Genomic DNA, 16282 nt, shown 5'->3' with positions numbered 1-16282 from the left:
AAATCGAAGAACTCAGTGCGCGCATCGAGGGAAAACACTCTGGCCATCTAACGCTCCATCAATCAGAGCGTTGCTGCGACCATATGACTCTGCCTGCCTCTGAGCCACCACAACCGATAGCGCAACGGTACAGAGGGGTCAGGCGGGGGAGCGGAGGACCGTGAAGCCTTCGCCACGGCCGCGCGGGTCGGGGACGGGGAGTACGACGGCGATTGGCGCGCCGGGTTCCGCCACCCGGCCAAGTTCGCGGACGACGTCGTCCCACTCCTCGGGGGCCAGGCCCGACAGTGCGTCCACCGCCCACACCGAGGAAAACGCGGCGTCGGCGAACGGCAGCGATACCGGGCCCGCCACGGAGGCCTCCAGCCCGTGAGCCCGGGCAATGTGGATGTTCTCCTCGGACCGGTCGACGCCGGTGAAATGGATGCCGAACTGCACAAAGTGCAGCCCGTCGGCGCCCGGACCGCAATCCAGTCCCAACACTGCGTGCCGGCCCTCGTTCTTCAGCAGCGCCACGAACGATTCGAGCCGGTCCCTGCGGGTGGAGTCCATAGCTCTAGTGAAGAACCGGATTCAGTTAAAGACAACCGTCCGGTTGCCGTCGAGCAGGACGCGGTGCTCGGCATGCCACTGCACGGCCTGGGCGAGGGTACGGCCCTCCACGTCGCGGCCCATCTGGACGAACTGCTCGGCGGTGCGCCGGTGGTCCACCCGGATCACTTCCTGCTCGATGATCGGTCCCTCATCCAGGGCGGCCGTGACGTAGTGCGCCGTGGCGCCGATGAGCTTCACGCCGCGGGCATGCGCCTGGTGATAGGGCTTGGCGCCCTTGAAGGAGGGCAGGAACGAGTGGTGGATGTTGATGGCCTTGCCCGTGAGTTCGGTGCAGAGCTCGTCAGAGATGATCTGCATATACCGGGCCAGGACGGTGAGCTCGATGTCGTGCTCCTTCATCAGCACACGGAGGGCGTCCTCGGCCTGGACCTTGGTGTCCGGGGTGACCGGGATGTGGTGGAAAGGGATGCCGTAGAACTCCGCCAAACCCTCGAGGTCGCGGTGGTTGGACACGATGGCCGGAATCTCGATCGGTAGGGTGCCGGAGCGCTGCAGGAACAGCAGATCGTTCAGGCAGTGGGCCGAGGTGCTGGCCATCAGCAGGGTGCGGACCTTCCGGCCGGCGGGGTTAAGGCTCCACTGCATCCCGAAGGCCTGAGCCACGGGCTCGAGTGCCGCCTGCAGCTCCGCCTGGGCCGCCGTCGTCGTCGCCTCCACCCGCATGAAGAAGGTGCCCGTGCCCTGGCTGCCGTACTGCTGGGAGTCTGTAATATTGCAGCCCGCCACCAGCAGGGCTCCGGCGACGGCGTGCACGATGCCGGGCCGGTCGGGGCAGGACAGGGTCAGGATGTAGGAGGCAGTCAGGTTCTCGTCAGTCACGAGGACCAGCCTACCTGCGCTTCAAGGGCAGTTTTGAAAGGGTTTTGGTAGTGTTAACCCGTCGCAACTGGCGTTGGATGGCTAACCATCAGGGAGCGGCACTCACGAAGACCACGGATCGTACGCCTGGGCCGAGGGTCATGTCTTACCGGTTCGGCAGCTTACCGCTGCCGAACCGTTGCTGGCGCCCGCGCGGGTGTCAACCGCCGGTGTCGCGGTCCGCTGTCAAGGGGCCCGTAATCAAAGGGCGGCGCAACGGGCCAGCCGGTAGCCTGACCAATAGCCGTACCCGTTGCCTACCAGGAGTTCCTCGTGACTACTACTACCGCCACCTCAGCCGCCGTGAGCAACCAGCCGCTGGCCGAACTCGATCCGGAAATCGCCGCCGTACTGGCCCAGGAACTGGGCCGCCAGCGCGGCACCCTAGAAATGATCGCTTCCGAGAACTTCGCCCCGCGCGCCGTGATGGAAGCGCAGGGTTCCGTCCTGACCAACAAGTACGCCGAGGGCTACCCGGGACGCCGCTACTACGGCGGCTGTGAGTACGTCGACGTCGCCGAGCAGCTGGCGATCGACCGGGTCAAGGAACTCTTCGGAGCCGAATACGCCAACGTGCAGCCGCACTCCGGCGCGCAGGCCAACGCCGCCGCGCTCGCCGCCATGATCACCCCGGGCGACAAGATCCTGGGCCTCTCCCTGGCCCACGGCGGGCACCTCACCCACGGCATGAAGCTGAACTTCTCCGGCAAGCTCTACAACGTGGCCGCCTACCAGGTTGAGGAAGGCGACTTCCGGATCGACATGGACAAGCTGCGCGAGCAGGCCATCGCCGAAAAGCCCCAGGTGATCATCGCGGGCTGGTCCGCCTACCCGCGTCACCTCGATTTCGCGGCCTTCCGCTCGATCGCCGACGAGGTCGGCGCCCTGCTCTGGACCGACATGGCGCACTTCGCCGGCCTCGTCGCCGCCGGACTGCACCCGAGCCCGGTCCCGTACTCCGACGTCGTCACCTCCACGGTGCACAAGACGCTGTCCGGCCCGCGCTCCGGCGTGATCCTGGCCAAGCAGGAATGGGCCAAGAAGCTCAACTCCGCAGTGTTCCCCGGCCAGCAGGGCGGCCCGCTCATGCACGTGATCGCCGCGAAGGCCGTGGCCTTCAAGATCGCCGGCACCGAGGAATTCAAGGAGCGCCAGGAACGCGTGCTCGAAGGTGCCAAGATCATCGCCGAGCGCCTCGGCCAGGCCGACGTCGCCGACGCCGGCGTTTCGGTCCTGACCGGCGGCACCGACGTGCACCTGGTCCTGGTGGACCTGCGCAACTCCCAGCTGGACGGCCAGCAGGCCGAGGACCTCCTGCACTCGGTGGGCATCACCGTCAACCGCAACGCCGTGCCGTTCGACCCCCGCCCGCCGATGGTCACCTCCGGCCTGCGCATCGGCACCCCGGCTCTGGCCACCCGCGGCTTCGGCGCCGAGGAGTTCACCGAGGTTGCGGACATCATCGCCACGGCGCTCAAGTCCGGAGCTGCCACGGAGATCGAGGCCCTGCAGGCCCGCGTGGACAAGCTCGCCGCCGACTTCCCGCTGTACCCGCAGCACGAGCAGTGGTAGGCCATGACTTCTGCTAATACTGCAAGAACAGCACAGATCCTTGACGGCACGGCTACCGCCGCTGCCATCAAGTCCGAGCTGACCGGGCGCGTGGCCGCACTCAAGGCCAAGGGCATCACTCCCGGACTGGGCACCATCCTGGTCGGCTCCGATCCCGGCAGTACCTGGTACGTCGGCGGCAAGCACAAGGACTGCGCCGAGGTGGGCATCACGTCCATCCGCCGCGACCTGCCGGAAGAGACCAGCCAGGACGAACTCCTGGCCGTGGTCCGCGAGCTCAACGAGAACCCGGAGTGCACCGGCTACATCGTCCAGCTGCCGCTGCCCAAGCACATCGACCAGGACGTCATCCTGGAGGCCATGGACCCCGAGAAGGACGCCGACGGCCTGCACCCGATGAACCTGGGCCGGCTGGTGGCCAACGTCAGCGGACCCATGAAGTCCCCGCTGCCCTGCACGCCCAAGGGCTGCGTGGAGCTGCTGACCCGGCACGGGATCGACCTCAAGGGCAAGCGCGTCCTCGTGGTGGGCCGTGGCGTCACCATCGGCCGCCCGGTGGGTCTGCTGCTGACCCGCAAGGACGTCAATGCCACGGTCATCCTGGCGCACACCGGAACGGTGGACCTGCCGGCAGAACTGCGGCAGGCCGACGTCGTGATTGCCGCGGCCGGGCAGCCGCACATGATCAAGGCCGGGGACCTCAAGCCCGGCGCAATCGTGCTCGACGTCGGGGTCAGCCGGGTGGACGACGGCAACGGCAAGGCCGTTGTCACCGGAGACGTTGACCCCGCTGCGGCCGACGTCGCCGCCTGGCTCTCGCCGAACCCCGGGGGAGTGGGCCCCATGACCCGCGCCATGCTCCTCGCCAACGTGGTGGAAACCGCAGAACGCCAACTGGCAGCGGACAGCCACTCCGGACTCGCCTAAGGGGCCGAATAAAGTGTCACGCGCGGTGGTTGAGCCTTGTATGCAGGCTCAACCACCGCAGGATTCGGCACGTTTCGGATCGGATACGTCAGGCGTTTTTACGAAAAGACTCTTTCATAGTTCGCGGGGATCCACTACCGTAGTGCGGGTGTCCGAACTTGCCGCTAAAGAATCGCCTGTGACCAGCCCCTCCGACGCCGCTCCGCAGTACGTGATCACCGCCGAAAACCTCACCAAACGCTACGGCGACGTCACCGCCGTCGACGGTATCTCCTTCCGTGTTCCCGCCGGGGAAGCCTTCGGCCTGCTGGGCCCCAACGGCGCCGGCAAGTCCACCACGATGAAGATGATCGGCGGGGTCTCGCAGCGCACTTCCGGCAGCCTTAGCATCATGGGCCTGGACCCCGAACAGCACGGGCCGGAAGTCCGCGCCCACCTGGGCGTCGTCCCGCAGCAGGACAACCTGGACGAGGAACTGAAGGTCCGGGACAATCTGCTGGTCTACGGCCGCTACTTTGGCCTGCCCATGAGCTACCTCAAACCCAAAGCCGACGAGCTGCTCGAGTTCGCGCAGCTCACAGACAAGGCCAAGTCCAAAGTGGACGCCCTGTCAGGCGGCATGAAACGCCGCCTGACGATCGCCCGCTCGCTCATCAACGAGCCCCGGATCCTGCTGCTGGACGAGCCGACGACCGGTCTGGACCCGCAGGCGCGGCACATCCTCTGGGACCGGCTGTTCCGGCTCAAAGAACAGGGCGTCACCCTGATCCTCACCACGCACTACATGGACGAAGCCGAGCAGCTGTGCGACCGCCTGATCGTGGTGGACAAGGGCAAGATCATGGCCGAAGGATCGCCGGCCAGCCTGATCCGGGAATACTCCACCCGGGAGGTCCTTGAACTGCGCTTCGGCTCGGAGCGCAATGCGAGCGTCGGCGCGGAGCTCGAAGGCATCGGCGAACGCCTCGAGACCCTGCCGGACCGGGTGCTCATCTACGCCCACGACGGCGAGGCCGCCCTGGAGCAGGTCACCGCCCGGGGCCTGCGGCCCGTCACCTCCCTGGTCCGCCGCTCCTCGCTCGAAGACGTCTTCCTGCGCCTGACGGGCAGGAGCCTCGTTGATTAAGGCAACACAGGAGGCGGGTACGACGGCGGCACCGGCCCTGCGCGCGCACTCGCCGGAAGTCTCGGCCGCCCGCGCCCGCCGCTGGGGCGCCTTCTTCTACGCCGAGCAAGTTCTGCGCGTCATGAAGGGCTACGGCTGGACCATCGTCATGTATGGCGTGGGCCAGCCCGTGGCCTACCTGTTCGCGATGGGAGTTGGCCTGGCCACGCTGGTCCAGACCAACGGCGCCGACGTGTTTGGCGGGGTCAGCTACCTGACGTTCATCGCGCCGGCCCTGCTGATCTCGGCGGCCGTCATGACGGCCGCCAACGAGTTCACGTTTCCGGTCATGGACGGCTTCAAATGGCGGCGCGTTTACTACGGCCCGCACGCCTCGCCGCTGACCCCGGAACAGATCGCCGGCGGCCAGATCATCGCCGTCACCGTCCGCTTCCTGCTGCAGTCGGCCATTTACTTCGCCGTCGTCGCGCTGTTCGGCGCCTCACCCGGGGAATGGGGCTGGGTGTCGATCCTCATCGCCACGCTCGCCGGCCTGTCCTTTGGCCTGCCGCTCATGGCCTACGCCGCCACCATCAAGGAGGACAGGGGCCAGTTCGCCATGGTCATGCGGTTCATCGTCATGCCGCTGTTCCTTTTCTCCGGCACGTTCTTCCCGCTGGACACGCTTCCGCTCGGCGTCCGCTGGATCGGCTGGATCTCCCCGATCTGGCACGGAACGGAACTTGGCCGCGTGGTCAGCTACGGGTATGAGGAAGAGCCGTGGCTCACCATCGTCCACGTCGTCTTCCTGCTGGTCCTGGCGGCTGCCGGCTGGGTCCTGTCCAAACGCCAGTTCGCCAAAAGGATGGCCTCATGAGCGTCCTGACCGGAAATTTCAACGCGGGGGACCACAGCGTCACGGAGGCCGCACGCAACCGGCGCTTTGGGCCCATCTACTCCCGCAACGTCCGCGCCGTCGTCGCCCGCGGGCTCATGGCCACCAAGAGCAGCAACTGGATGGTCATGGTCTCCGGGTTCTTCGAACCCGTGCTGTACCTGATCTCCATGGGCGTGGGCCTGGGCGCCATTGTCGGTTCCGTCCAGGGCCCGGGCGGGCAGGAGATCAGCTACCCCGCGTACATCGCGCCGGCACTGCTGGCCGTGTCCGCCATGAACGGCGCCGTCTATGACTCCACCTGGAATGTCTTCTTCAAGATGAACTTCGCCAAGCTCTACCAGGGCATGCTCTACACCTCGCTGGGGCCGCTGGATGTCGCCATGGGCGAAATCTTCCTGGCCCTGCTGCGCGGGGCCATGTACGCCACCGGCTTCACAGCCGTGATGGGTGTGATGGGCCTCATCACCACGCCGTGGGCCATCCTGATGATCCCGGCCTCGGTGCTGATCGCCTTTGGCTTCGCGAGTTTCGGCATGGGGATCACGAGCTTCATGAAGACGTTCCAGCAAATGGACTGGATCAACTTTGTGATGCTGCCGATGTTCCTCTTTAGCGCCACGTTCTACCCGCTCAGCGTCTACCCGCAGTCCATCCAGTGGCTCATCCAGGCCATGCCTCTCTGGCACGGCGTGGAACTGCTGCGCCAGATCAGCGTGGGAGTCTTCACCCCGGCCACCGCCGTGCACATCGGCTACTACCTCGTCATGATTGCCCTCGGCGTCCTGCTCACCACGAGCCGCCTGCGCAAGCTGTTCCTCAAGTAGCCGTCCTTCGACAAAAGGAGAACCCATGATCGGCAAATGGCAGGCCCTGGTCATCGACTGCGAGGACCCGGACAAGCTCGCCAGCTTCTACCAGGAACTGCTGGGCATGATCCGGGTCCAGGAGAACGACGAATTCATTTCCATCGGCGACGCCGCCGACCGTCCCGCCGTCGCGCTCCAGCGCGTTGAACGGCTGGTCCGTCCGCAATGGCCCGACGCCGACCACCCGCAGCAGATGCACGTGGACGTGCTCGTTGCGGACCTCGACGCCGCCGAAGCCGAGGTGCTCCGGCTCGGCGCGACCAGCCTCGACGCCGGCACGGACACCTTCCGCGTCTACACGGACCCCAGCGGCCACCCGTTCTGCCTGGTTCTGACTTAAATGCTGTGCTGACCTAGGCTGCCCGTCATGACGTAAATGCTGTACTGACCTAGGCCAAGTCTGGGCGCGGCGTTCGCCCGGGGTGGAAGCGCAGCGGCCGGCCGCCCCCGTTTGCGATAATGGGCTCATGCAATCTCTGGGTAGCTCCTCATCCACGTCCAACGACACCACGGCCCGGGGCCGGTTCTCCATGCTCCGCATCAGCGGGCCGGGGCTGCTGGTCTTCATCATCGCGTTCGTGGTAGCCGTGATCTTCGCAGCGAACCAGAACGACGTCGTGGGCTGGATCGTGGCGATCATCGCCGGCTTCTGGCTGGCGCTGGCATCCTTCGTGGTGTTCAGCATCCAGAAGGCCGCTAAGAAGGCCGGGGCCAGGCTGAACGAGGCCCAGAACGCCTTCAACGCCGCGGCCGGGCGGCCGCCGGCAGCAGGCAGTGCTGACCACGGCGGCACCCGCGTGGTCAGCGAACGCCGGGAATCGGACGGCGTCCGCGACATGAAGCTCGACCACTCCTTCAAGATCGTCCAGGTCCAGGTCCGGGTGGTCGAACAGGAGCGCGCAAAGGGCGAGGCAGCGGACCGCGACACAATCAGCCGCGCCCTGGAGACCATCGAGATCACCGCCACCAACGCGCGGGACATGATCAAATCCTCGGGCGACGGCGACGCACCCGTTAGCGGAACCATCATCGACTAGAGTGGATCGGGTGAGCTCGGCATTGAAGAAGGACCACCTTCGCATCGCATCAGTCAACGTCAACGGCCTGCGTGCCGCCTACAAGAACGGCATGGCGGAGTGGCTTGAGCCGCGCGAGGTGGACATCCTGTGCCTCCAGGAGGTCCGTGCGCCCGACGCGATCGTCCAGGAACTGCTCGGCGAGGGCTGGTACATCCTCCACGCCGAAGCCGAGGCGAAGGGCCGGGCCGGCGTTGCCATCGCCTCGCGCGAAGAGCCCGTCGCCACCCGGGTGGGGATCGGCGATGACTTCTTCGCCACCACCGGACGCTGGGTGGAGGCGGACTACATCGTGCGGGATGAGGCCGGACAGGCCTCACAGCTGACCGTCGTGAGTGCCTACGTGCACTCGGGCGAGGTGGGCACTCCCAAACAGGATGACAAGTTCCGTTTCCTTGACGTCATGATCACGCGCCTGCCCGAACTCGCCAAGCACAGTGACCATGCGCTGGTGGTGGGCGACCTCAACGTCGGCCACACGGAGCTGGACATCAGGAACTGGAAGGGCAACGTCAAACGTGCCGGCTTCCTGCCGGAGGAGAGGGCCTATTTTGACCGCTTCTTCGGCGAAGAAATCGGTTGGAAGGATGTTCACAGGGGCCTGGCGGGTAACGTCGACGGCCCCTACACTTGGTGGTCGCAACGGGGCCAGGCCTTCGACAACGACACCGGCTGGCGCATCGATTACCACATGGCCACGCCCGCTCTCGCTGCTGCCGCAGTGTCAGCCGTTGTTGACCGGGCAGCGTCCTGGGACACACGCTTCTCCGACCACGCCCCGCTGGTAGTGGACTACCGGCTCTAGTCTTAAGGCTTCCACGAATGACCACCACTTCTACCGTGACCGACGCTCAGTCTGCCGCCGGCAAGGCCGCTTCGCCGGCCACCGCGGCCCGGCACCGCATCCTTTCCGGCATGCAGCCCTCCGCCGACTCCCTGCACCTGGGCAACTACCTCGGTGCCCTCGTGAACTGGGTCCGGATGCAGGACGAGTACGACGCCGTCTTCTTCATCCCTGACCTGCACGCGATCACCGTTCCGCAGGATCCCGCCGAGCTGGCCCACCGCACGAGGGTGACGGCCGCGCAGTACATTGCTGGCGGCGTGGACGTGGACAAGTGCACGCTGTTCGTTCAGTCCCAGGTGCCGGAGCACGCCCAGCTGGCATGGGTGCTGAACTGCATCACTGGTTTCGGCGAGGCGTCCCGGATGATCCAGTTCAAGGACAAGTCCCACAAACAGGGTTCAGACCACGCAAGCGTCGGACTGTTCACCTACCCCGTCCTGCAGGCCGCGGACATCCTCCTGTACCAGCCGCAGGGTGTCCCCGTGGGCGAGGACCAGCGCCAGCACGTGGAACTGAGCCGTGACCTCGCCCAGCGGTTCAACTCCCGCTTCGGCCACACCTTCACGGTGCCGCAGCCCTTCATCCAGAAGGAATCCGCGAAGATCTACGACCTGCAGCACCCCACCGCCAAGATGTCCAAGTCGGCGGAGTCGCCGGCAGGCCTGATTAACCTGCTGGACGATCCCAAGGTCACCGCCAAGCGGATCAAGTCCGCTGTGACAGATGCGGAGACGGAAATCCGGTTCGACCGTGAGGCGAAGCCGGGCGTGTCCAACCTGCTGACCATCTACTCGGCCATCGGCGGGCAAAGTGTCGACGCCCTCGTCACGGCGTATGAGGGCAAGATGTACGGGCACCTCAAGGCGGACCTCGCCGAGGTGGTCACGGAGCACCTGACTCCGATCCGGAACCGTGCCAAGGAGCTGCTGGACGATCCCGCGGAGCTGGACCGGCTGCTGGCCCTCGGCGCGGACAAGGCCCGGGAGATTGCCTCGCTCACTCTGCGCGACGTCTACGCCAAGGTGGGCTTCCTGCCGTACGCCGGCGCCCAGGGAGTCCGCTAGGTCAATGGCCTCCGTCAGCAAAGTCACCGCGAAAGCCGCCCCGTCGAACGGACAGCGCAGCGAAGGCATGAGCATCGGCGTGATCCTGCGGTTCCCGGCGGACATCGCTGAGGAGCTCCAGCGCTGGCGGGCCTCGTTCGGGGATCCGATGGCCGCCGTCGTCCCGGCTCACATCACGTTGGTCACCACCACCATGACGCAGGACTGGGACGCGACCCAACGCCATGTCCGGGACGTGGCGCGCGGGCAGGAGCCTTTCACGGTAACCATAGCCGGGACCGGGTCTTTCCGGCCCGTGTCCCCGGTGGTCTTCCTGAACGTCGAGGACGGCTTCGGACACTGCGTGAACCTGCATCGACAGCTGCAGTCCGGCCCGCTGGAGCGGGAACTGCCGTTCGGCTACCATCCGCACGTTACCGTGGCCCACGACGTCGCCCCGGAAAGCCTCGACGAAGCCGAAACGGTCCTCAAGGATTACAGGGCCACGTTCCCTGTGGCTAGCATGGGACTCTACGAGCACGACGACAACGGCATCTGGCAGCTACGGGAAGAGCTTGACTTTGGGACCAAACCTGACCACGACAGAGGCCCGGACGGCATCGCAGACGCCCGATAAGCCGCCGCTTCCCACCGACCTGGCCGGGCTGAAACTGGAAGTCATTCGCAAGAGGGTCGAATGGGGCAGGGTTCGGCGCTCCGGCGGCGGGACGGTTGCGTCCCTGACGGCCATGATGCTTTGGCTCCTTGCCCGGGTCAATGCACTGCTGCCCATGCGGGCGTACTCACACTACCTCCGCCAGCACGGCCCGCTGCTGAGTGCCGGCATCGGGTTCCGGATGTTCTTCTCCATCACGGGCCTCTTGGCCACCGGGCTGTCCTTGGCCGGCCTCGCCCTCAGCGGACATCCGGCCCTGCTGGACCAGGTCATCCAGAGCGTGGCCGCCGCCGCGCCCGGCCTGTTGAAGGTCGACGGCAGCGAGGGGCTGGTTGATCCCTATGAACTGCTGAACCCCACCAGCCTCGGCTGGGCCGCCGGGATAGCCGCTGTGGTGACAGTATTTACGTCCCTGGGCTGGATCAGCGGTATCCGCGACGGTGTGCGCGGCATGATGCGGCTCGGCCCGCTGGTGATGAATCCTGTCCTGCAGATACTCAAGGATGTCGGCACGCTGCTCCTGATGGGCGTGGCCCTGGTGGTCAGCTCTGCCGTCTCACTGATATTCGGCACAGCCGCGGGCTGGGTGACCGAGCAACTAGGCCTCGACCCGGTGGTGGCCGGGCCCCTGACGACGTCCATCACGATCCTCGTGCCGCTGCTGCTCGGCTGGGGCACCGCGCTGATCATGTATCGGGTTGCCGCAGGGCTGAAACCGGCCCGGCGCTCACTGCTGGAAGGGACCACCCTCGCCGCGGTAGGCGCCACAGTGCTGCAGATCTTCAGCACCACGCTGCTGGCCGGCGCGGGCAAGAACCCCATCCTGGCGCCCTTCGCCATCATCATCGGCCTGCTGATCTGGTTCAACCTGGTCAGCCAGGTCTACGTGATCTGCGCCGCGTGGGTGGCGATCCGGGAGGAAGACCTCAAGACCGGGCCCGCCACCGCGACCACCGGCTGGGGTGCCCGGCGCGTCCAGCCGGGCAAGACGCCGGTGGAGCACCGGGCACGCCGTAGGTCGCTGTCCGCCGCGTTCAGGCGTCGAGGTACTGGTCGGCCCACGCCGAAATAATCTTCGCGGCACGGGCCGCCTGGCCCTTGCCCGTCAGGAGGTGGTCGCTGCCCTCCAGCGAGACGAAGCTGCGCGGGTGGCGTGCGGTCTGGAAGATGGTGCTGGCGTTTTCGATCCCCACCGTGTTGTCGGTGGGGGAGTGCAGCACCATGAGCGGCTTGTGCAGCTGCCGGATGCAGTCCGTGAGGTCCGCGTGCTCGAGGTCCTCGACGAAGTGCCGCCGGATTTCCACCCGTTTGCCGCCGAGATCCACCTCCGCGCTCCCCTCGCTGAGGATCCGGTCAAGAGCCGCGTCGAACACGTGGGCCACATGCTTGGGGGAGAAGGGCGCCCCCACCGTGGCCACTGCGTCGAGCTCCGGGATCTCCCGCGCGGCCGCCAGGACGGCGGCCCCGCCGAACGAGTGGCCCACGAGCAGCGAGACCGGCCGGCCGGACTCGCGCATGAATTCGGCGGCCTTGACGGTGTCGGCCACCTTGTGGCTGAAGGACCCCTCCGACCACATTCCAGCGGACTCGCCGAGCCCCAGGTTGTCGAACCGGAGCATGCCCACACCGTTGTCCGCCAGGGCCTTGCACATCCGGGAGGCCGAGGGGCTGTCCTTGCCCAGGGTGAAGCCGTGCGAGAACACGCCCCAGCCCTTGACCGGGCCGTCCGGAAGGTCCACAACGCCGGAGAGCAGTTCGCCGGTGGAACCTTGGAAAGAGACTTTTTCTGAGCGGGACACGGTGTCCCCTTTCGTGTGAGGGGGAAAACGAACGACGGCGCCCTCACCCGTAAGGTGAGAGGCGCCGTCGTCGGCAGCTCCCGTAGGTAAAGCGGCCGGTGAAAAGGGAGCTAGTGCAGCCGGTGGAACCGGTCGTTAGATCTTGCGGGAGAGGATGGCCTGCTTGACCTCGGCGATTGCCTGCGTGACCTGGATGCCACGGGGGCATGCCTCGGTGCAGTTGAAGGTGGTGCGGCATCGCCACACGCCTTCCTTGTCGTTGAGGATCTCCAGGCGCATGTCGCCGGCATCATCGCGGGAATCGAAGATGAAGCGGTGCGCGTTGACGATCGCGGCCGGGCCGAAGTACTGGCCGTCGGTCCAGAACACCGGGCAGGACGAGGTGCACGCGGCGCAGAGGATGCACTTGGTGGTGTCGTCGAACCGTTCGCGGTCCTCGGCGGACTGCAGGCGTTCCTTGGTGGGCTCGTGGCCGCGGTTGATCAGGAAGGGCATGACTTCGCGGAAGGACTGGAAGAACGGCTCCATGTCCACGATCAGGTCCTTTTCCACCGGCAGGCCCTTGATCGGCTCGACCGTGATGGGCTTGGACGTGTCCAGGTCCTTCAGCAGGGTCTTGCAGGCGAGGCGGTTGCGGCCGTTGATGCGCATGGCATCGGAGCCGCAGACGCCGTGGGCGCAGGAGCGGCGGAAGGAGACACTGCCGTCCATCTCCCACTTGATCTTGTGCAGGGCGTCCAGGACACGGTCGGTGCCGTACATGGTGACCTTGAAGTCATCCCACGTGGCGTCCTCGGAGACCTCGGGGTTATAGCGGCGCACGCGCAGCGTGACGTCGAAGGACGGGATCTCCCCGCCGCCGCCGACGCCGGCGGGCAGTTCGATCTTGGATGCTGGCTCAGCGAGTTCAGCGCTCATCTTAGTACTTCCTCACCATCGGCTCGTAGCGCGTAAAGACCACCGGTTTGGTGGCAAGCCGGATGCCGGCAATCGACTCGGCGGTACCATCCGCCGGGGCGTGCTCATCCTTGTACGCCATGGAGTGCTTCATGAATTTTTCGTCGTCGCGCTCGGGGAAGTCCTCGCGGAAGTGGCCGCCGCGGGATTCCTCGCGGTGCAGGGCCGCCACGGTCATGACCTTGGCGAGCTCCAGCAGGAAGCCCAGCTCCACGGCCTCGAGCAGGTCCAGGTTGAAGCGCTTGCCCTTGTCCTGGACGCTGATGCGCTGGTACCGCTCCTCGAAGGAGGCAATGTCCCTCAGAACCTGGTTCAGCGTGTCGGCCGTGCGGAACACCTGCATGTTGGCGTCCATGGTGTCCTGCAGCTCCTTGCGGATCGCAGCGACCTTCTCGGTGCCGTCGGAGGTGCGGACGTGGTCCAGCAGGTTCAGCGTGTAGGCCTCCGGGTCAGCGGGGAGCTCCACGAAATCGGCGGTCTTGGCATATTCGGCGGCCGCGATGCCTGCGCGCTTGCCGAACACGTTGATGTCCAGCAGCGAGTTGGTGCCCAGGCGGTTGGAGCCGTGGACGGAGACGCAGGCGACCTCGCCGGCGGCGTAGAGGCCCGGGACCACCGTGTCGTTGTCCTGGAGGACCTCGGCGGTGATGTTGGTGGGGATGCCGCCCATGGCGTAGTGCGCCGTCGGGAAAACCGGAACCGGCTCCGTGTACGGCTCCACACCCAGGTAGGTGCGGGCGAACTCGGTGATGTCCGGCAGCTTGGCATCGATGTGCGCAGGCTCGAGGTGGGTCAGGTCCAGGAGGACGTAGTCCTTGTTCGGGCCGCAGCCGCGTCCTTCACGGACTTCGTTGGCCATAGAGCGGGCCACGATGTCGCGCGGGGCGAGGTCCTTGATGGTGGGCGCGTAGCGCTCCATGAAGCGTTCGCCCTCGGAGTTGCGCAGGATTGCGCCTTCGCCGCGGGCGGCCTCGGAGAGCAGAATGCCCAGGCCAGCAAGGCCTGTCGGGTGGAACTGGAAGAACTCCATGTCCTCCAGCGGGATGCCCCGGCGGAACGCGATGCCCATGCCGTCACCGGTGAGCGTGTGGGCGTTGGAGGTGGTCTTGAAGACCTTGCCGGCGCCGCCGGAGGCGAACACCACGGACTTGGCCTGGAAGACGTGCAGCTCGCCCGAGGCGAGGTCGTAGGACACGACGCCAGCGACGCGCTTCTGCTTGTACGGCGTGCCGTCCTCGCGGACAGCGTCCTCTTCGACGGTCAGCAGGTCCAGGACGTAGTACTCGTTGTAGAACTCGACGTTGTGCTTGACGCAGTTCTGGTACAGGGTCTGCAGGATCATGTGGCCGGTGCGGTCGGCGGCGTAGCAGGCACGGCGGACCGGTGCCTTGCCGTGGTCACGGGTGTGGCCACCGAAACGGCGCTGGTCAATGCGGCCCTCGGGCGTGCGGTTGAACGGCAGGCCCATCTTCTCCAGGTCCAGGACGGCGTCGATCGCTTCCTTCGCCATGACCTCGGCGGCGTCCTGGTCAACCAGGTAGTCGCCACCCTTGATGGTGTCGAAGGTGTGCCACTCCCAGTTGTCTTCCTCGACGTTGGCCAGGGCCGCACACATGCCGCCCTGCGCCGCGCCGGTGTGGGACCGGGTGGGGTAGAGCTTGGTCAGTACTGCTGTTCGGGCGCGCTGACCTGATTCGATCGCCGCGCGCATCCCGGCGCCACCGGCACCGACGATCACGACGTCGTACTTATGGACCTGCATACCAGACGCTCTTTCTCTCAAAATTCGCTATAACCCACCTGCAGGCCGCGCCTGCCCGGTGAATTCTCATGCAATCTGCGCCTGCGCTCGGCAGGCAAGATCAGTTGCCGTGGGGGACCGCAAGTTCTAGCCCGTAGGGGCCGCGGTCCGCGGCGGTTCCGCCGTTACGGCTGAGCCCCTAAGGTGCGGGGCAGAAGCCGCCGGGAAGCTGGACGCCGTTGGCCACGGGGCACGGGTTGAACGTGAAGATGACCAGGGTGCCCAGGACGATGATGACCGTGGTGGCCGCGTAAAGCACAATCTTCAGCCACAGGCGCGTGGCGTCCTTTTCGGCGTAGTCATTGATGATCGTGCGGACGCCGTTGGTGCCGTGCAGCATGGCGAGCCACAGCATGGCCAGGTCCCAGAACTGCCAGAACGGGTCGGCCCACTTGCCGGCCACAAAGCCGAAGTTGATCGCGTGGATGCCCTCGCCGACCAGCAGGTTGACGGTCAGGTGGCCGAAGATCAGCACCACCAGCACGACGCCGGAGAGGCGCATGAAGAGCCAGGCGAGCATCTCAAAGTTGCCCCTGGAACCGCCGGTGCGGCGGTACTTGGGCTGGATTTTTCCACTGCGTGGGCTCTGAATGGTTGCAGTCATGGCTTAGTGACCTCCAAGGGCGAGGGACAGGTGGCGGATGGAGAAGCCGACCATGACGACGACCCAGAGGCCCAGGACCGTCCAGAGCATCTGACGCTGGTACTTGGCACCCTTCTTCCAGAAGTCGACGGCGATGATCCGCAGGCCGTTGAAGGCGTGGAACACGATCGCCGCGACAAGGCCCGTTTCACCCAGGGCCATGAGGGGGTTCTTGTAGGTACCAATCACTGCGGTGTAGGCCTCGGGGGACACACGCACCAATGAGGTGTCCAGCACGTGGACCAACAAGAAGAAGAAAATCACTACACCGGTAATGCGGTGTCCAACCCAGGACCACATGCCTTCACGGCCGCGGTACAAGGTGCCAGCTGGTTTTGTCGGCACTGAATAAACCTCCCTGCAACACAGCGGCGCTGGCATGGGATCCACGCGGGGGGAACGCCTGCTGCGAGAGCACTCGTAAGCTCAAGCCTAAATCTAGGCTTCGCTCACAGCTTATTCAATTTAGGAACCCCTTGTTGACAGGCCCCGGCGCGATTTTGCATCGGTTTTGAGACGAACGCCACATTTGTCCCCGGTTAAAGGGGCTGGAGGGCCTCGATCCCGGCCCAATCGGGGCCGATTCGGCCGCCGTCGGC

18 protein-coding genes are annotated in these 16282 nt (G+C 65.9%); 11 read left to right on the top strand and 7 right to left on the bottom strand.

The features are described 5' to 3' along the window. Positions 1-138 precede the first annotated feature (138 nt). Together M2428_RS19480 and purU are read right to left on the bottom strand one after the other, a co-directional pair. The gene (locus M2428_RS19480; RefSeq protein ID WP_277527607.1) at positions 139-552 is read right to left on the bottom strand and encodes a class I SAM-dependent methyltransferase; all 414 of its coding nucleotides are present in this window, start codon (positions 550-552) and stop codon (positions 139-141) included. Between the two features lie 21 nt (positions 553-573). After that, positions 574-1434 (bottom strand): formyltetrahydrofolate deformylase, encoded by an 861-nt coding sequence (gene purU, locus M2428_RS19475; RefSeq protein WP_277527606.1) that lies wholly within the window; start codon positions 1432-1434, stop codon positions 574-576. Between the two features lie 312 nt (positions 1435-1746). On the opposite strand from purU, the gene glyA reads away from it, so the two are divergent. The 11 genes from glyA to M2428_RS19420 all read left to right on the top strand — a co-directional run bounded on the left by glyA (position 1747) and on the right by M2428_RS19420 (position 11555). Then, positions 1747-3045: a serine hydroxymethyltransferase gene (glyA, locus tag M2428_RS19470; RefSeq protein ID WP_277527605.1), complete on the top strand. Its 1299-nt coding sequence runs from the start codon at positions 1747-1749 to the stop codon at positions 3043-3045. 3 nt (positions 3046-3048) lie between these two features. Next, positions 3049-3972: a bifunctional methylenetetrahydrofolate dehydrogenase/methenyltetrahydrofolate cyclohydrolase gene (locus M2428_RS19465; protein ID WP_277527604.1), complete on the top strand. Its 924-nt coding sequence runs from the start codon at positions 3049-3051 to the stop codon at positions 3970-3972. A 178-nt stretch (positions 3973-4150) separates the two neighbouring features. Further along, positions 4151-5098 carry an ABC transporter ATP-binding protein gene (locus M2428_RS19460; protein ID WP_277527602.1) on the top strand — a complete coding sequence of 316 codons (948 nt, stop codon included), beginning with the start codon at positions 4151-4153 and terminating at the stop codon, positions 5096-5098. Further along, positions 5091-5954, top strand: coding sequence for an ABC transporter permease (locus M2428_RS19455; protein WP_277527601.1), 864 nt, complete (start codon positions 5091-5093; stop codon positions 5952-5954). Before M2428_RS19460 ends, M2428_RS19455 begins: the two co-directional genes overlap by 8 nt. Then, the gene (locus M2428_RS19450; RefSeq protein WP_277527600.1) at positions 5951-6799 is read left to right on the top strand and encodes an ABC transporter permease; all 849 of its coding nucleotides are present in this window, start codon (positions 5951-5953) and stop codon (positions 6797-6799) included. The genes M2428_RS19455 and M2428_RS19450 overlap by 4 nt, the downstream gene beginning before the upstream one ends. Before the next feature lie 25 nt (positions 6800-6824). Further along, positions 6825-7181: a VOC family protein gene (locus M2428_RS19445; RefSeq protein ID WP_277527599.1), complete on the top strand. Its 357-nt coding sequence runs from the start codon at positions 6825-6827 to the stop codon at positions 7179-7181. A 127-nt stretch (positions 7182-7308) separates the two neighbouring features. After that, positions 7309-7878 (top strand): hypothetical protein, encoded by a 570-nt coding sequence (locus tag M2428_RS19440; protein ID WP_277527598.1) that lies wholly within the window; start codon positions 7309-7311, stop codon positions 7876-7878. A 10-nt stretch (positions 7879-7888) separates the two neighbouring features. Next, positions 7889-8722: an exodeoxyribonuclease III gene (locus M2428_RS19435; protein ID WP_277527597.1), complete on the top strand. Its 834-nt coding sequence runs from the start codon at positions 7889-7891 to the stop codon at positions 8720-8722. Positions 8723-8739: 17 nt separating this feature from the next. Continuing rightward, positions 8740-9828 carry a tryptophan--tRNA ligase gene (trpS, locus tag M2428_RS19430; RefSeq protein ID WP_277527596.1) on the top strand — a complete coding sequence of 363 codons (1089 nt, stop codon included), beginning with the start codon at positions 8740-8742 and terminating at the stop codon, positions 9826-9828. Between the two features lie 4 nt (positions 9829-9832). Continuing rightward, the gene (locus M2428_RS19425; RefSeq protein WP_277527595.1) at positions 9833-10444 is read left to right on the top strand and encodes a 2'-5' RNA ligase family protein; all 612 of its coding nucleotides are present in this window, start codon (positions 9833-9835) and stop codon (positions 10442-10444) included. Then, positions 10389-11555, top strand: a complete 1167-nt coding sequence (locus tag M2428_RS19420; RefSeq protein ID WP_277527614.1) for a YihY/virulence factor BrkB family protein — start codon at positions 10389-10391, stop codon at positions 11553-11555. The genes M2428_RS19425 and M2428_RS19420 overlap by 56 nt, the downstream gene beginning before the upstream one ends. Here M2428_RS19420 and M2428_RS19415 read toward each other — a convergent pair. From M2428_RS19415 to sdhC, 5 genes are all read right to left on the bottom strand, one after another. Then, positions 11518-12282: an alpha/beta fold hydrolase gene (locus tag M2428_RS19415; protein ID WP_277527594.1), complete on the bottom strand. Its 765-nt coding sequence runs from the start codon at positions 12280-12282 to the stop codon at positions 11518-11520. The genes M2428_RS19420 and M2428_RS19415 overlap by 38 nt on opposite strands. Positions 12283-12417: 135 nt before the next feature. Next, on the bottom strand, positions 12418-13200 hold the full coding sequence (locus M2428_RS19410) for a succinate dehydrogenase iron-sulfur subunit (RefSeq protein ID WP_018774751.1): 783 nt from the start codon (positions 13198-13200) through the stop codon (positions 12418-12420). A 1-nt stretch (position 13201) separates the two neighbouring features. Further along, positions 13202-15001 carry a succinate dehydrogenase flavoprotein subunit gene (gene sdhA, locus M2428_RS19405; protein WP_277527593.1) on the bottom strand — a complete coding sequence of 600 codons (1800 nt, stop codon included), beginning with the start codon at positions 14999-15001 and terminating at the stop codon, positions 13202-13204. Positions 15002-15179: 178 nt separating this feature from the next. After that, positions 15180-15644: a succinate dehydrogenase hydrophobic membrane anchor subunit gene (locus M2428_RS19400; protein ID WP_277527592.1), complete on the bottom strand. Its 465-nt coding sequence runs from the start codon at positions 15642-15644 to the stop codon at positions 15180-15182. A gap of 3 nt (positions 15645-15647) precedes the next feature. Next, entirely contained in the window at positions 15648-16028 is a 381-nt protein-coding gene (sdhC, locus tag M2428_RS19395) for a succinate dehydrogenase, cytochrome b556 subunit (protein WP_091557009.1), read from the bottom strand. Between the last annotated feature and the right edge of the window lie 254 nt (positions 16029-16282).

The organism is Arthrobacter sp. ES3-54, assembly GCF_029504395.1.
GTDB lineage: Bacteria > Actinomycetota > Actinomycetes > Actinomycetales > Micrococcaceae > Arthrobacter.
The sequence above is the reverse complement of the archived record's forward strand: the minus strand, read 5'-3'. Positions and strand labels throughout refer to the sequence as shown.

Coding starts and splice junctions, on each gene's coding strand:
- M2428_RS19480 (WP_277527607.1), bottom strand. CDS start 552: ATGGACTCCACCCGCAGGGACCGGCTCGAATCGTTCGTGGCGCTGCTG.
- M2428_RS19465 (WP_277527604.1), top strand. CDS start 3,049: ATGACTTCTGCTAATACTGCAAGAACAGCACAGATCCTTGACGGCACG.
- M2428_RS19450 (WP_277527600.1), top strand. CDS start 5,951: ATGAGCGTCCTGACCGGAAATTTCAACGCGGGGGACCACAGCGTCACG.
- M2428_RS19445 (WP_277527599.1), top strand. CDS start 6,825: ATGATCGGCAAATGGCAGGCCCTGGTCATCGACTGCGAGGACCCGGAC.
- M2428_RS19440 (WP_277527598.1), top strand. CDS start 7,309: ATGCAATCTCTGGGTAGCTCCTCATCCACGTCCAACGACACCACGGCC.
- trpS (WP_277527596.1), top strand. CDS start 8,740: ATGACCACCACTTCTACCGTGACCGACGCTCAGTCTGCCGCCGGCAAG.
- M2428_RS19425 (WP_277527595.1), top strand. CDS start 9,833: ATGGCCTCCGTCAGCAAAGTCACCGCGAAAGCCGCCCCGTCGAACGGA.
- M2428_RS19410 (WP_018774751.1), bottom strand. CDS start 13,200: ATGAGCGCTGAACTCGCTGAGCCAGCATCCAAGATCGAACTGCCCGCC.
- sdhA (WP_277527593.1), bottom strand. CDS start 15,001: ATGCAGGTCCATAAGTACGACGTCGTGATCGTCGGTGCCGGTGGCGCC.
- M2428_RS19400 (WP_277527592.1), bottom strand. CDS start 15,644: ATGACTGCAACCATTCAGAGCCCACGCAGTGGAAAAATCCAGCCCAAG.